General features: G+C 63.9%; 15 protein-coding genes and 1 tRNA gene. 8 read left to right on the top strand and 8 right to left on the bottom strand.

The annotated features are described in order from the left end of the window. Positions 1–1,792: 4Fe-4S binding protein (locus Q7T45_RS16830; RefSeq protein ID WP_304872084.1), on the bottom strand; the 1,792-nt coding region annotated here is incomplete at its 3' end. 214 nt (positions 1,793–2,006) lie between these two features. Between Q7T45_RS16830 and Q7T45_RS16835 the strand changes: the two genes are divergently transcribed. Next, a complete protein-coding gene (locus tag Q7T45_RS16835) occupies positions 2,007–2,897 on the top strand; it encodes a hypothetical protein (protein WP_304872085.1) in 891 nt (296 codons plus the stop codon). Between the two features lie 6 nt (positions 2,898–2,903). Here the strand turns inward: Q7T45_RS16835 and Q7T45_RS16840 are convergent, their stop codons facing one another. Together Q7T45_RS16840 and Q7T45_RS16845 are read right to left on the bottom strand one after the other, a co-directional pair. Then, positions 2,904–3,854, bottom strand: a complete 951-nt coding sequence (locus Q7T45_RS16840) for a tripartite tricarboxylate transporter substrate binding protein (RefSeq protein ID WP_304872086.1) — start codon at positions 3,852–3,854, stop codon at positions 2,904–2,906. 23 nt (positions 3,855–3,877) lie between these two features. Next, a complete protein-coding gene (locus Q7T45_RS16845; protein ID WP_304872087.1) occupies positions 3,878–5,107 on the bottom strand; it encodes a CaiB/BaiF CoA-transferase family protein in 1,230 nt (409 codons plus the stop codon). Positions 5,108–5,191: 84 nt separating this feature from the next. Here Q7T45_RS16845 and Q7T45_RS16850 point away from each other — a divergent pair, with 84 nt between their 5' ends. Further along, positions 5,192–6,106 carry a LysR family transcriptional regulator gene (locus Q7T45_RS16850; RefSeq protein WP_304872088.1) on the top strand — a complete coding sequence of 305 codons (915 nt, stop codon included), beginning with the start codon at positions 5,192–5,194 and terminating at the stop codon, positions 6,104–6,106. 38 nt (positions 6,107–6,144) lie between these two features. Here the strand turns inward: Q7T45_RS16850 and Q7T45_RS16855 are convergent, their stop codons facing one another. Further along, positions 6,145–6,330: a hypothetical protein gene (locus Q7T45_RS16855; protein WP_304745140.1), complete on the bottom strand. Its 186-nt coding sequence runs from the start codon at positions 6,328–6,330 to the stop codon at positions 6,145–6,147. Positions 6,331–6,496: 166 nt separating this feature from the next. On the opposite strand from Q7T45_RS16855, the gene Q7T45_RS16860 reads away from it, so the two are divergent. After that, positions 6,497–7,105 carry a class I SAM-dependent methyltransferase gene (locus tag Q7T45_RS16860; protein ID WP_304872089.1) on the top strand — a complete coding sequence of 203 codons (609 nt, stop codon included), beginning with the start codon at positions 6,497–6,499 and terminating at the stop codon, positions 7,103–7,105. Between the two features lie 187 nt (positions 7,106–7,292). Here Q7T45_RS16860 and Q7T45_RS16865 read toward each other — a convergent pair whose 3' ends face one another. Both Q7T45_RS16865 and Q7T45_RS16870 read right to left on the bottom strand, forming a co-directional pair. Then, positions 7,293–7,772 carry a GNAT family N-acetyltransferase gene (locus Q7T45_RS16865; protein WP_304872090.1) on the bottom strand — a complete coding sequence of 160 codons (480 nt, stop codon included), beginning with the start codon at positions 7,770–7,772 and terminating at the stop codon, positions 7,293–7,295. Between the two features lie 67 nt (positions 7,773–7,839). Beyond that, positions 7,840–9,018, bottom strand: coding sequence for a bis-aminopropyl spermidine synthase family protein (locus Q7T45_RS16870; RefSeq protein WP_304872091.1), 1,179 nt, complete (start codon positions 9,016–9,018; stop codon positions 7,840–7,842). Between the two features lie 112 nt (positions 9,019–9,130). Between Q7T45_RS16870 and Q7T45_RS16875 the strand changes: the two genes are divergently transcribed. From Q7T45_RS16875 to Q7T45_RS16885, 3 genes are all read left to right on the top strand, one after another. Further along, the gene (locus Q7T45_RS16875; RefSeq protein WP_304872092.1) at positions 9,131–9,481 is read left to right on the top strand and encodes an S-adenosylmethionine decarboxylase family protein; all 351 of its coding nucleotides are present in this window, start codon (positions 9,131–9,133) and stop codon (positions 9,479–9,481) included. A 352-nt stretch (positions 9,482–9,833) separates the two neighbouring features. Next, positions 9,834–10,151: a hypothetical protein gene (locus Q7T45_RS16880; RefSeq protein ID WP_304872093.1), complete on the top strand. Its 318-nt coding sequence runs from the start codon at positions 9,834–9,836 to the stop codon at positions 10,149–10,151. 382 nt (positions 10,152–10,533) lie between these two features. Next, entirely contained in the window at positions 10,534–10,752 is a 219-nt protein-coding gene (locus Q7T45_RS16885) for a hypothetical protein (protein WP_304740536.1), read from the top strand. An 85-nt stretch (positions 10,753–10,837) separates the two neighbouring features. Here Q7T45_RS16885 and Q7T45_RS16890 read toward each other — a convergent pair. Further along, positions 10,838–10,912: transfer RNA gene (locus Q7T45_RS16890), tRNA-Val, on the bottom strand. Between the two features lie 87 nt (positions 10,913–10,999). Next, positions 11,000–11,359: a cell cycle two-component system response regulator CpdR gene (gene cpdR, locus Q7T45_RS16895; protein WP_140976363.1), complete on the bottom strand. Its 360-nt coding sequence runs from the start codon at positions 11,357–11,359 to the stop codon at positions 11,000–11,002. A 301-nt stretch (positions 11,360–11,660) separates the two neighbouring features. Between cpdR and Q7T45_RS16900 the strand changes: the two genes are divergently transcribed. Both Q7T45_RS16900 and hisN read left to right on the top strand, forming a co-directional pair. Continuing rightward, positions 11,661–12,548, top strand: a complete 888-nt coding sequence (locus tag Q7T45_RS16900; protein WP_304872094.1) for an N-formylglutamate amidohydrolase — start codon at positions 11,661–11,663, stop codon at positions 12,546–12,548. A gap of 587 nt (positions 12,549–13,135) precedes the next feature. Continuing rightward, positions 13,136–13,918 (top strand): histidinol-phosphatase, encoded by a 783-nt coding sequence (hisN, locus tag Q7T45_RS16905; protein ID WP_304872095.1) that lies wholly within the window; start codon positions 13,136–13,138, stop codon positions 13,916–13,918. Positions 13,919–13,926: the final 8 nt, after the last annotated feature.

The following is a 13,926-nucleotide window of genomic DNA, read 5'->3' on the forward strand; positions in this document are numbered from 1 at the left end:
TCAGCACGATGGTGGTCTTGAACGGCTCGACCTCGGCCAGTTGCTCGGCGAGCGCGGTAGAATACAGCGACATGCCGAACAGGCCGAGGAAGATGATGTACTTGATCGGCCACAGCCGCTCGTGCAGCCCCCATGGCAGCCGGTATTGCGGGATCTTGACCGCCTGGGCGATGTTGTTGAGCAATTCCTGCAGCGCGCCGAACGGACAGAGCCAACCGCAGAACGGCCCGCGCCCCCAGAACAGCAACCCCGCGGCGATCGCGGCCCAGAGCAGGAAGATCAAGGGCGCCGACAGGAAATATTCCCCGCAGAACCCGGTCAGCAGTGAATTGCCGAAGGTCAGGACGTTGACCACCGAGAGCTGGGCATTGGCGTACCAGCCGAGCCAGACCAGAATGAACAGCAGATAGCCGCGGCGGACCCAGACATAGACCCGGGGGCGGCGCACCAGAGTATTCTGAAAGAAGAAGATCAGGGTCAGCGCGCCGAGTGCTGCGACCGTTACGCCGATGCTGACGACGTTGCCGCGCCAGATCTTCATCCACAGCGGTTCGTCTTCGGCGACGAAACCTGTCGCGGGCCTGGGCGATGCGGCGGCTGGCGTTCCCGGCGTTGCGGCAGGAGATGCCGAAGATTTGGCCGCCTGCTGCGGTGCCGGCGCCATCGGTTCGCGCTTGATATAGCCGTTCGGCAGCGTGTAGCCGAGATCGAAGGTGAGCCAGGCCTTGTCCTTGGCGCCAACGACGCGCTGGACCAGCAGTTGCAGCACCCAGGGTTCGGTCGGATCGAAGGTAAATTCCGGCGGCAGCACGAACAGCGCGATTTCGGGAAAGTGCGGCGCGCCTTCGGCTTCAAGGCTTCCCAGCCGGGTGTGGTCGCGGTCGCGAAAGCGGATGCTGTTGGTGTCCTGGATCAATTCGACGCGGTCGAAGATGCCGCCGCGGACATAGGCCGCGCCCTTGAAGGAGTAACGCCCTGATCCCGCGACGACGAGGGCCTGCTGACCGGGCTTGAGCCGGCTGGCCAGCCGGTTGAATCCGTTCTCGCCGAGCAGGCTGCGGCCGATGGCCGGCACCGCAACGTCGGCGACATAGAGATCGATAAAGGTGTCGTCCGGGTCGCCCTCTTCCGGATGCGCGACGGCCGCGGCATTGCCGGATTTTTCGAAGGCCTTGTTGACGTCGTCGACGGAAAGCACCAGCCGGCGGATGGACCCATCGCCGACAAGGGTCTCCCAGTCGCGAATCTCGCCTTTGCCGGGATCGATCGCCTTCTTGACTTGCGGCGCCGCGGCAACGGCGGCCCCATCCTGACCGCCGAGCCGGCCTCCCTTGATCAGCTTGGTCGCGGAGCGGACGATGCTGTCGCCCATCACCAGCACGGTGACCGTGGCGCCGCTGACGATGTCGACCTGCGGGGCGGGCGCAGTGCCGCGCGCCACGCGGTCCATGTCCGCGCCGATCAATTTATTGACGGCATCCACCACGCGCTTTTCCGGAATGCCAAGGAGAACGATCGGCTCCTTGTGCTCGACCATCTTGAGCCCGGTCACCACGCCTTTCGGCGTGATGCCGACCAGAAGCTGGATCGGCTTGCCGGAATAACCCGTCGCATTGGCAAAGTCGGAGTTGAGGTAGACGTAGCCGAGCAGTTGATCGTCCTTGAGCGCGGGCACAATCGCCGGATCGCCCTGCGGCGGCCCGAAGCGATTCGCACCCGCGACCAGTTCGGCCGGCTCTGCCTTGCCAAGGTATTCGCCGAGACGGCCCGCAGCGCGCGCCTCTCCAAGCATGGCAATCCAGCCGAAAACGGCCAGAATCCCCAAAAGGGCATAAATGTTGACGGATTTTCGCAAAGTTGCTTCTTCCAGATGTCAGCAGAACGCCGTTGTTCTGGATCGCAAGCACCGAAAAGCAGCCTAGAGCACCTCGCAGAACCGCTGCTTGCGCTGGATCAAACAAGCCGCAGTCTGATTGGTTCAAACTTATTTCAAAAGAGGGCCCGACATGCGCAAAGAGCCGCTGCTGACCGCCGTGCCGCCCGCTCCTGTGGCAAGCCTCAGCGAGCTTTATGCCATTGCGTTCGATCAGGCGCAGAAGGCCACGCAGCGCTACGGCGCACTGGCCACGCAGCCCGATGAGCACCTGCTGCCGGTGCACGCCGTGTTCCCGGTACTCTCGGCCCGCGAGCGCGAGCGCTGCGACAGCCTGTCCGCGGCCTGCCTCGCCGCCTGCGGCAAGCGCCCCGATGGCTCCGATCTGCGCTGGGCGCCGATCGATCTCGTCGCCGCGACCGAGATCGCCGAGATCGGGAACTCCAGCCTGGCGACGCCCTACACCGCGTGGGCGCTCGCGGCCCGCGACCGCCAGCGCGCCTTCGTATTCTGGACCTACGTCATCGCACTCGCCGAAGATCCGCAGGTACGGCTCACGGCGGAAAGCCTGGCGCGGGAAGCGCTGTCCGACGGCAATCGATGGCGCCGCGAGCGCCGGCTGGCCTGGAGGAGCGAGAAGACCGCGGCCGATGACGGCGCGGCTTCCGACGAGCGGGCATCAGCGGCGCTGCTGGAAAGTCTGCTGCTCAGGGATATCATCGCGTGGTCGCAAGGGTTGACGCCGGCGCAGCGCGACCAACTGCTGGCCATGGATCCCTCGCGCCTGCCGCCGAATTTCCTGACGCCGTCAGACCAAAGCGGCATCGAACCCGCACCCGGAGACCATGAGACGATCAAGCGCCGCGCGCTGCGCCGCGCCGAGCAGTTGTCGAACATTTATCTTGATGAAGCCGACAGCGCCGACGACGAAAGCAGCATGGAACTCGCGCAGAAGCTGGCGGCGGGGTCCATCATGCGGCTCGCGGGCCTGCGCAATGTCGCCGCGGCCTCTGCTTTGCGATGATCCGTCTCATTCGATCCGCAGGCCCGAGGCCTTGACGACCGCGCTCCAGCGCGCGTCCTCGCTGGCGAGAAAGGCGCTGAACGCCGCCGGTCCCTCGTCGCGCGGGATGGCGCCGAGACCGGTGAATTTCGCTGATATCTCGGGCGACTGGATGATCCTGTTGATCGCGGCCCCCAGACGATCGACCCGCGCCTTCGGCGTCGCTGATGATGCGACAATGCCGAGCCAGGCCGAGAGGTCGACTTCCGCAAAGCCCTGCTCGGCCACGGTCGGGGTATCGGGGAAGGCCGCGACACGTTTGCCGTAGGCGCTGGCGATCAGCCGCATCTTGTCGCCGCGGATGAACGGTTCGGTGACGGCGACGGTGTCCATGGCAACGCCGACGATCCCGGTCATCAGGTCGGTCATCGCGGGCACGCTGCCGCGATAGGGCACATGCAGGATGGTGATGCCGGCGCGCTGCTTGAACACTTCCATGCCGAGATGCGACAGCGTGCCGTTGCCCGATGAGGGATGCGCAAGTTTTTCCGGGTTGGCCTTGGCATAGGCGATCAGTTCAGCGACGGTCTTCACCGGCAGCTCCGGATTGACCACCAGCAGCATCGGCAGATCGGCGACCAGCGCCACCGGCGCGAAATCCCTTCGCGTGTTGTAGCCGACGGATTTGTACAGATGCGGATTGACCACCAGCGAGGCCAGCGGCGCCAGCACCAGCGTATGGCCATCCGCCGGCGACTGCGCCAATGAGGCCAGCGCAATGCTGCCGCCCTGCCCCGGCCGGTTTTCCACGATCACGGTTTCGCCCAGCGTCGGACCGAGCCGCTCGGCCAACAGGCGCGCGACCAGGTCGGTCGCCTGCCCCGGCGGGAAGCCGACCAGGATGCGCGTGAGATCGGCACACCGCGCATCGCTCAGGGTCAGAACCAGCGCCGTGACAACTACCAGCAAGCCCCGCATGTCGCTCCCTCCTTTGATTCTATTCAGATTGTTCCGGCGGCGCGCAGCCGCCCGATCTCCTGAGCCGTCAATCCCAACGCACCATAGGTCTCGTCATTGTGCTGGCCGAGCGCGGGGCCGGCGCAGCGCACCGACACCGGGGTTTCCGAGAACCGCGGCACCACGCATTGCATCCTGACATCGCCGAGTTCGTCGTCGGCCACGCTGACGATGGCTTCGCGCGCGATGAAGTGGGGGTCGGCGAAGATATCGGCGGCATCGTAGATCGGTGAGAAGCCGACCTCGTGCGCGTGCAGGCGGCCGCGCAGATCGTCCAGCGTCAGGCGGGAGATGGCCTCGCGCACGATGGCGTCGATCGCCTGCCAGTTTTTCACCCGCGATGGATTATCGACAAAGCGCGGATCGCCGAGCAGATCCCGCAGGTCGAGCGCTGCGCAGAATCGTTCGAAGATGCTTTGCGTCGATGCCGCGATGGAGGCCCATTTGCCGTCCGAGGTCGCGTAGATATTGCCGGGTGCGGCGTACTGGCTGCGGTTGCCGCTCTGGGTCCGCACGGTGCCGAGCTGGTCATATTCGATGGCGAGGAAATCCAGCGTGCGCATCATCGCCTCGGTGACGGAGCAATCGATCTCCTGGCCGCGCAGCGAAGGATCGCTCTTCAGCCGGTAGAGATCGGCGAGCACGCCGATCGCGCCGAACAGGCCGCCGACCGCGTCCGAGATCGGATAGCCGAGATGCAGCGGCGTGCCGCCCTCCTCGCCGCACATCCGGGTGAAGCCGCTCATCGCCTCGAACACGCGGGCGAAGCCGGGGGTGTTGCGATAGGGTCCGGTCTGTCCGAACCCGGTGACGCGCAGGATGGTCAGCCGCGGGTTGATCGCCTGCAACCAGTCCCGGGTGATGCTCCATTCGTCCAGCGTCCCGGTGCGGAAATTCTCGACCAGAACGTCATGCTCCGCGACGAGGCGGCCGAGCAGTTCCTTGCCGTCCGGTTTGCGCAGATCGAGGGTGATGCCCTTCTTGTTGCGGTTGGTGACCTTCCACCACAGCGGCACGCCGTCCTTATGCGGCGCCAGCCGGCGCAGCGCGTCGCCTACCCCGGGTATTTCCACTTTCAGCACGTCGGCGCCGAGATCGCCGAGCAGGGCGGACGCGAACGGGCCGGCGACGACCGTGGAGATGTCGAGCACCCGCAGTCCCGCCAAAGGACCGGTCGGAGCAGGCGTCGGGATCGCAATGGAGGAAGCAGCCATTCACTGAGCCTAGCCGCCGCCTCTGTCATGCGATATAGTCACTTCCGATAAACCAGAATTGCCAGAATCGCATTTCACAAATCGATGGATATCAAACAGCTCAAGACCTTCGTCGACGTCGCGGCCAACGGCAGCTACGCCCGGACGGCCGCGATCACGGCGAGCGCGCAGTCGGCGCTGAGCCGCCAGATTTCGGCGCTGGAGCGCGGCATCGGCGGGCGGCTGTTTCACCGCACCGGGCGCGGCGTGGTGCTGACCGAACTCGGCGAACGCATGCTGCCGCGGGCCCGCGCGCTGGTCGCGGACGCCGCCGCCTGGATCGACGCTGCGCGCGGCGAGCGCGCCGAGCCGCACGGCGAAGTCACGCTCGGGGCGGTGCCGGTGGCATCGCGCGGACTGGTCGCATCGCTCGCCGCCGAACTGCGCGGCAGCGCGCCAGGCATCCGGCTGCGCGCGCTGGAAGCCTATAGCGGCCAGGTCGAGGAATGGCTGGCCTCGGGACGCGTCGAGATCGCGATCTACAATCGCTACCGGCGCGGCCGGGTCGCCAATGCCGAGGCGCTGGCCCGCGCCGAGGTGCATTTGATCGCGCGGCGCGATCATCCGATGGCGCGCCGCCGCGAACTGGCGGTGCGATCGCTGGCTGAAATCCCGCTGGCGCTGCCGGTGCGTCCCAACAGCCTGACCAGCGTGCTGACGGGCCTGGCGGCGTCGCAGCATTTCGAACTCGACATCCGCTTCGAGGCCGGCTCCACCCCGTTGATCCGCGACGTCCTGCTCGCCTCCGACCTCGCCACCATCTCGCCACGCGAGGTATTTTCGCGGGAGATCGCGGCGGGCGAACTGGTCGCGATTCCGATTCTGAGGCCGAAGATCCTGCAGACCACCTGGATGTCGCTGAGTTCGCACCATCCGCCATCCGATGCGGCGCAAATCGTCGCACGGCTGATCCGCCAGCTGGCGGCGCGGCAGCGCGGGGCCAGTCCGGCTGCGGGATGACCCGGCCGCAGGCAATTCAGCCGGGCCTTCGCAGCTGTTTAGTTCGCCAGCGGTGGCGCGCCGGCGGTACGAACCAGCTTGTCGGCCTTCTGGAGAACGTAGGTGTTGGCGGGCTGCTCGCGGGCAAAGAAGGAGAACGCGACAAAGGCGGCGCAAAACATCAGGCCGACCAGCATGACCCGGCGGTGCGTACCCTTGTCGGCGGTGTGAAATGAATTGGACATGCAATGATCAATACAATGCCGCGCGCGGACCGCAATCGCGCTCTGAATTTAACCTAACTTATGAAGGTTATCGGCGCGCGCAACTTGCCGAAAATTGTTGGGAGTTTGTTAAGCAGGCTGCTATGCCGTGGAGCCGTAGGGTCAGGCATACCGGGACTGCGTTTCCTTGAGCACGAGCCAGCTGCAATCCGCGTTCGACTTCGTCAACGGTGCCGTCGGCTATCGATTCAGGTCCGGCGCTTCGCGCAAGGATGCGCTGGCGCGGGCCGCCGGCTTTGGCAAGGGCACCGTTCCGACCATCATCGACGCCACCGCCGGACTCGGCCGCGATGCGTTTATGCTCGCCACAATCGGCGCCCAGGTCACCCTGCTGGAGCGCTCCCGGGAAGTTCATGACCACTTGCGCGATGCGTTGGCGCGGGCGGCGGCTGAAAACCCCGAACTCGCCGCCGTGGTGGCGCGAATGACATTGATATCAGGCGATGCCCGCGACCTGCTGCCCGGCCTGCGCGCCGATACCGTGATCGTCGATCCGATGCACCCGCCGCGCACCAACAGCGCTGAAGTGAAGCAGGAGATGCGGCTGCTGCGCGAGCTGGTCGGGACCGATCCCGACGCGTTGGAGCTGATGCAGGCGGCGCTGGCCACCGACTGCAGGCGCGTGGTGCTGAAATGGCCGCTGCGCGCGGCGCCGCTGGAGGGCTTGCGAAAACCGTCGCACTCGATCGGCGGCAAGACGGTACGTTATGATGTGTTCATGATGCCGGCGCGGTGAACTGTTCTTCTCCCCTCCCCCCGCGCAGCGGTGGGGAGGGGTCGGGGGTGGGGGGTATATCGGCGCACTCAGTGCGAGTCGTAGGCGCGTACAACTGCCCACGAATTTGCTGAGGCACCCCCCACCCCCGACCCCGCCCCGCCACGCGCAAGGGCGCGTGGAGGGCGGGGAGCAAGAGCAGCGCCGTCTACTCCCCGCCCTCTTTGTCGAACGCCTTCTCGTAGTAGATCTGCGTCGGCACGAAGCCGACGCGGGCCAGCACCGACTTCATGCGCTCGTTGTCGGCGCGGGTGCGGAACACCACCTTGCCCATGTTTTTCTTTCGGCAGTGGTCGAACACCGCCTCGACCAGCGCCGCCACCACGCCGCCGCCGCGCTGCGAGGGCGCGACGTAGATGCTGTGGAAGTCGGCGTATTTTTCCTTGGTGATGAAATTCTGCCGCTGGCTGACATTGGCCCAACCGACCACTTCGCCGCCGCTCTCGGCGACGAAGGCGGCGGCGTCCTTGTTGGCCATCAGCTGCTTCAGCTTCTTGACGTAGAAATTGACGTCCGTGATCGGATCGTCGGGAAACGAGATTTTGGCGATTTCCCCTTCGAACACCGCGACGGTCGCGAGATCCTTTTCCTCGAGGGGACGCAGACGGAAACTTGGTTTGTCAGACATTTTTCATACCCATCAGATTGATATTCTTTGGCGCACCGGCGCCGAACTCAGTTGGCAGACGCGCCGTTCATGACGTCCGGACCGACTGCCGGCGGAACACATGCCCGCCGCAAGAGCGGCAGCCTGCAATCTTGGCTTCTTCGATAGTGGCCGGGATACCGTCCTCGCCGAGCACGATCTCCTTGCCGCAATCGGTGCAGGCATAGACGCGCAGCCGTGGATTGACCTCGGCGGTATAGAGCGGGCCGCTGAAATCCGGCAACGCAGTGGCCGATCCTGCGACATGGACGAGTTCGATCAGCTGGCCGAGATTGCCGAGCATGCTGGCGCCGGCATAGCGGTTGAAGTTTGGCCACACCGCGCGCACCGCGAGACCGAGTTCGGTAAAAACCTTCTGCAGCTCCAGCATCTGCGACGCGGGCCAGTGCGTGAAAGAGAAGAAGCAATGGCCGTCCGCTTCCGTCGTCAGCGCTTCGCAGCCGCGGGCCAGAAACAGCCGCGCGCCTTCCAGCGTATAGGGCGGGTCGGTCTCGATCGTGTCGAACGAACCGAGCAGGCCCGCCGGCAACTGATGGCGCAGATCGTGATGGACGACGTCGAGAGCCAGCTGCTCGCGCGCAGCGGCCTCGCGCAGAAACGAAATGCGACGTTCGTCGGCATCGACGACGGTGACGCCGCGGGTGAGATCGCCCTTGGTAAGGTCGTTCTTGCGGAGCGCGCGGCCCAGCAAGCCGATCGCGATCGACACCGAATCGTCGTCACCGAGCAGCAGCACGCGTTTGCCCTCGAGCGCGCCGTTCTGCAGCATCAACAGCGCGCGGCGCATCGCGGTGTCGGGCATGCAGGGCGCCTGGTCGAGCGTGACGTCGACCGACGGCGCGCCGGTGATGATCTCCGCCAGACGTTCGACTTCGGCTTTGAGGGAATCCGGGATGACGATGCCATGCCCGGCGCAGGTAGCGCAGGTGATGTCGAGCTGGGTTCGCATGCCGAGATCGCGCTCGACGAATTCGCGGCCGTCGCCGGTCAGCGACAGCCCCTGCTTGCGTTCGAGCAGCCCGGCCTTTTCCAGCTCGCGGCGCACCGCGCTCGCCACCGGCAGCGGCAACCGCGCCTCGCGCGCGGCATCCTGCAGGCGCAGCGAGCCGGCACGGTAGACCGCGCGCAGCAAAGCCTGGACGCCGGCGGATCCCTCGCGCAAACGCGTCGCCTGCGCTATCAGGTCCAGAATCGACGTGGCGGCCATTACTTCTTGATCTCGTTGGCAATTCGGTTAACTAGGGCCTTATCGCACACACCCCGTACAATTGCGAGTTGGGCCAGGCATTCGGATCGGTCCGGACCGAAGGAGCGTCTCGATGCTGATGACCCATATCCTCGCCGAACTGTACGAGTGTCCCGAGATCATCGATGACGCGAAGGCGCTCGCGGAAGCCGCCAAGACCGCGGCGCAGTCGGTGGGCGCCACCATCGTCGGCGAGTACGAAGTGCGCTACGTCCCGCACGGTCTCACCATCGCGATCTTCCTCGGCGAGTCGCACATCGTGCTGACAACATGGCCGGAGTATCATTTGCTGCTGGTCGATATCCTCTTGTGCAATCCGGACATGGACCCGCGTGAAGTCGCGGAGCAGATCAAGGCGCAGATCTGCCCGTTGGGACAAATGGTGGTGCACGAGACCCCGCGCCGGATCGCCGCGCAGGCCTGAGGCGGAACGTGGGCCGCCAAAGGTTTTCAAGTGAAACTGGTCTGACCTCTCCCCTTTGATCTGCGTGAGTCAGCCGCCCCCTGTCAGTGCATCCTCACGTCAGCATCGTCCGCGTTATAGGCGAGAATCCGCGTTCTGGTATTGGTGAGCCGCGCCGCAACCATTGGAAAGATGCTCCGAGAGCCCCGCCGACAAAGCCCCCAGCGGCAAAGGCGGCGCTAGGTGGCGCGTGGTACGCGGACGCAAAGGTGAACTGCGGGCGAAAAATGCCGATTGCTGCGATGCAATATGAGGTTGCAAGGCGCGTTTCGATAACCTATGGTTTTCACTTTCATTTTCTGGATTTCAGAGAATGACGGCTGGTGCCAGCGATGATGATGAAGAAGCCAAACCGGTTTCCAATGAAATCGCCAGAGCTTCTGATGAGACCAATCCATCTCCACAGGAACCCGCGGCAGCACCAGTTCTCAAGGATGGCGTGTCAAAGTGGCTTTTCAGGCCGTTACGCGGTCTACTTACAGCGCTGGAGTTAGTTTGGAATTTAGAGCTTGGAACGCAACCGGAGAAAAATAGCAAGAAGCGGTTTCTTGCTGCATTTCTTGGGGCGTACGTCGGCAGCTTCATTCTCGTAATAACTTGGTTTTTTGTCTGGTCGCTTTCTTTCGATTGATCCGCGAAGTGAGAAGGCTGTGTTGCTCGACCTCTCGAATTACCCAGCTAGTGACTATGAAAAGCAACTGATCAGATGGCAAAAGCACGTCGCGAACAACAGTGAATTTTGGATGCAAACTCAATCACGAGATTTTGCGACTATTTTCTTGATCACTGAGTATCATTCCGAATTTTTATCGGGACGTTTGAAAATACATATCGAGAAAGTAGATCAGTCAGCACAAGTTCGGCCCAAATAAGCCCCGCTGCTTCACGAGCGATTGGCCTCCCGCTGCCCGATTCGGATCCAGCCTCGCCGCCAAATCGACACGGTGCAGGCGAATTGCAGTCAAACGTCTAAACCACACCTATTCCCCTGTAGTGAGCATCGGGGAAGTGACATGGCGTTCGAAATCGTGGCGAAGAGAGACGGCGAGACCGTCACCATGCAGCGGGACAGTTCGCTGATCGCAATTGCCAAGGCGCGGGTATGGGCCAGCGAAGGCTGGAACGTCACCATCGTCGTCAGGGATGAGACCGCGCCGGCGCCGGCCGAGGAATGCCTGTTTGCCCCGTCGGTGGTGACCGATCGTCAGTTCGATCTGAGCCTGGCTGGCTGAACCGGGCTGGCCGCATGCTGGCGGCCGCCGCCGGATTGGCGGTCCGGCCGAACCGGCCGGAAATATCCTGGATCGGGGAATTGGATGGTGGGCGCGACAGGGATCGAACCTGTGACCCCCTCGATGTCAACGAGGTGCTCTCCCGCTGAGCTACGCGCCCCTCACAGGGTGTTCTTCACGGGTGGGGTCCGTATATCGGCTCCAAAGCGGGCAGGCAAGCACGCTGGACCGGTAATAAGCGACCTGATCAGGCCGCCAGCATCTTGTTCACTTCGCTGACCAATTCGCGAAGGTGGACCGGCTTCGACAGCACCTTGGCGTTTTTCGGGGCTTCCGAATCGGAATTGAGCGCCACGGCGGCAAAGCCGGTGATGAACATGATCTTGATGTCGGGATCGAGTTCCGAGGCGCGGCGCGCCAGCTCGATACCGTCCATTTCAGGCATCACGATATCGGTGAGCAGCATTTCGAACGGCTCCTCGCGCAGCCGCTGATAGGCGGACATGCCGTTGTCGTGGGACGAGACCTGAAAACCGGCGTTTTCAAGCGCCTTGACCAGGAAGCGGCGCATATCGTTGTCGTCTTCGGCGAGGAGGATTTTGTGCATGGGGATGGGTCGTCGAATCCGAATTGGAGGATCAGTTCACCCACTAAGCCCGACAGAGGGTAAATTTGGGTTAAAGGGGGCGCGCGGTCGGGCGGCGGACGGCGCCATTTCTGGACTGGAATGCGCCGCAAGGCAATGAAGCCGGGGGTTTTCGGCCCCTGGGAAGCGTTCCAGGGCGTTTCAATCTTTTTTCGCTTGGCAGAATGATTGTGATTACCGACAATGCCGTCTCATAAGAACACCGTTTTTCTGGCAGAATCGACGCATCCAGAGCAGCGGATTGCAGGGACGGCGCCCGACGATGCCCCAGTTTGATGGCGAACTGTCGCCTCCGTTCGAGATCGTGGAGCCGGCTGAGTGGCGGGCGCCGATCATCTTTAATTCCCCGCATTCCGGCTCGGTCTATCCGCGCGAATTCCTCGACGCGTCACGGATCGACATGGCCGCACTGCGCCGCTCCGAAGATTCGTTCATGGACGAACTGATCGCTGACTTGAGCGATCGCGGCTTTCCGACGGTCCGGGTCAACTTTCCCCGCTCCTATGTCGACGTCAACCGGGAGCCCTACGAACTCGATCCCAGGATGTTCGCAGGCCGGCTGCCGAGCTTCGCCAATACCCGCTCGATGCGGGTGGCCGGCGGTCTCGGCACCATCCCGCGCGTGGTCGGCGACGGCCAGGAGATCTATCGCGAGCGGCTTTCGGTCGATGACGGGCTGGCGCGGATCGAGGCGCTGTACAAGCCCTATCACCGCGCGCTGCGCCGGCTGATCAACAAGGCGCATCAGGCGTTCGGCACCGTGATCCTGGTGGATTGCCATTCGATGCCCTCGGTCGGCGTATCGCGCGACGAGCCGCGGCGGCCGGACATGGTGATCGGCGATCGCTACGGCACCAGCTGCGCCGCCCTGCTGCCCGACATGGTCGAGGAAACCATGACCGCGCTGGGTTATTCGGTCGGGCGCAACAAGCCCTATGCCGGCGGGTTCATCACCGAGCATTACGGCAATCCGGCATCCGGACTGCACACCATCCAGCTCGAGCTCAACCGGGCGATCTATATGGACGAGCGGCGGCGCGAACGCAGCGCCAGGTTCCGCCAGGTGACCGCGGATTTCGCCGCACTGGCCGATGCGCTGGCCGCGGTTCCGCTCGGCGATCTCGGCCCGTTCCAGGCCGCGGCGGAGTAGGATCTCTCACGGATCGTCATTCCGGGGCGCGACCGAAGGGAGCGAACCCGGAATCTCGATCAACAACTTCTGGATTCCGGGTTCGATGCTCCGCATCGCCCCGGAATGACAGCCACCCAAGAAAAAAGGGCCGCTTGAATGAACAAGCGGCCCAAGTCTAGGGAGGAAACGCCCAAGGAGGGCAGCGATAGCGCGAGGCGCTACCGCACCGCAACAATATGCGACCGCGCTGCACAAAGTGCAAGGGTTTTTGACTCATTTGCGGTGCAAAATACGCATGGCTGGGCTGCAGATGTACAATGTATACCAGCAGTTTTCCTAGCTGTTTCAGTGGCTTCGTCGCGGTGTCGCCTCGGCGATCACATCGCCGTCGAACACCCGGCTTCAACCTCTCGATTTCGTGATCGGTGGTGCCACCGGAAAATACACCGCGATCCGGGCTGATTCCGGAACTGATTCGGACCGAAAGCTGCCGCGGGCAGCGGTATCGGCCGCTGTATAATGTGTGCGTCACCGGTGCGCGGCCCGCCGGATTGGGCTAGGCAAGGGCGCAAGAACATCCCCGCTCCATTCCCGAAGGAACCACCGTGACGGTCATCGACTTTACCGCCTTTATCGGCCGCCTCGCGACCACGTCGGGCGAAACCATCCTGCCGTTCTTCCGGACCTCGCTCTCGATCGACAACAAGAGCAACAGCCACGATTTCGATCCGGTGACGGAGGCCGACCGCGCCGCCGAGGCGGTGATGCGGCGGCTGATCAAGGGCAATTTCCCCCAGCACGGCATCGTCGGCGAGGAATTCGGCAGCGAGAACGAGGACGCCGAATATGTCTGGGTGCTGGATCCGATCGACGGCACCAAATCCTTCATCGCGGGGTTTCCGATCTGGGGCACCCTGATCGCGCTGTTGCACAAGGGGACGCCGGTGTTCGGGATGATGCACCAGCCGTTCATCCGTGAGCGCTTTTACGGCGACAGCGGCTCGGCAAATTATCAGGGCCCGTCGGGCGAGCGGAAACTGGCGGTGCGGCGCTGCGCCTCGCTCGGCGAGGCGACCGCGTTCACCACCAGCCCGCTGCTGATGAACGCTTCCGACCGCGCCGCCTTCGGCCGCGTCGAAGGCGCGGCACGGCTGGTCCGCTACGGCGGCGATTGCTATTCCTATTGCATGCTGGCCGCCGGCCACCTCGACCTCGTGATCGAGACCGAGCTGAAACCCTACGACATCGCGGCCCTGATCCCGATCATCACCGGCGCCGGCGGCGTCGTCACCACCTGGGACGGCAAGCCCGCCCAGAGCGGCGGCCGCATCATCGCCGCCGGCGATCCGCGCGTGCACGAAGCGGCGATCAAGTTGTTGAACAGCTAGGCGGGGCG

Origin of the sequence: Bradyrhizobium sp. (assembly GCF_030646015.1) — a bacterium.
GTDB lineage: Bacteria > Pseudomonadota > Alphaproteobacteria > Rhizobiales > Xanthobacteraceae > Bradyrhizobium.

What these genes read in the sequence shown, in the direction of transcription:
- Q7T45_RS16835 (WP_304872085.1), top strand. Translation starts at nt 2,007, where the DNA reads ATGCGCAAAGAGCCGCTGCTGACCGCCGTGCCGCCCGCTCCTGTGGCA.
- Q7T45_RS16840 (WP_304872086.1), bottom strand. Translation starts at nt 3,854, where the DNA reads ATGCGGGGCTTGCTGGTAGTTGTCACGGCGCTGGTTCTGACCCTGAGC.
- Q7T45_RS16845 (WP_304872087.1), bottom strand. Translation starts at nt 5,107, where the DNA reads ATGGCTGCTTCCTCCATTGCGATCCCGACGCCTGCTCCGACCGGTCCT.
- Q7T45_RS16850 (WP_304872088.1), top strand. Translation starts at nt 5,192, where the DNA reads ATGGATATCAAACAGCTCAAGACCTTCGTCGACGTCGCGGCCAACGGC.
- Q7T45_RS16855 (WP_304745140.1), bottom strand. Translation starts at nt 6,330, where the DNA reads ATGTCCAATTCATTTCACACCGCCGACAAGGGTACGCACCGCCGGGTC.
- Q7T45_RS16865 (WP_304872090.1), bottom strand. Translation starts at nt 7,772, where the DNA reads ATGTCTGACAAACCAAGTTTCCGTCTGCGTCCCCTCGAGGAAAAGGAT.
- Q7T45_RS16870 (WP_304872091.1), bottom strand. Translation starts at nt 9,018, where the DNA reads ATGGCCGCCACGTCGATTCTGGACCTGATAGCGCAGGCGACGCGTTTG.
- Q7T45_RS16875 (WP_304872092.1), top strand. Translation starts at nt 9,131, where the DNA reads ATGCTGATGACCCATATCCTCGCCGAACTGTACGAGTGTCCCGAGATC.
- Q7T45_RS16880 (WP_304872093.1), top strand. Translation starts at nt 9,834, where the DNA reads ATGACGGCTGGTGCCAGCGATGATGATGAAGAAGCCAAACCGGTTTCC.
- Q7T45_RS16885 (WP_304740536.1), top strand. Translation starts at nt 10,534, where the DNA reads ATGGCGTTCGAAATCGTGGCGAAGAGAGACGGCGAGACCGTCACCATG.
- cpdR (WP_140976363.1), bottom strand. Translation starts at nt 11,359, where the DNA reads ATGCACAAAATCCTCCTCGCCGAAGACGACAACGATATGCGCCGCTTC.
- Q7T45_RS16900 (WP_304872094.1), top strand. Translation starts at nt 11,661, where the DNA reads ATGCCCCAGTTTGATGGCGAACTGTCGCCTCCGTTCGAGATCGTGGAG.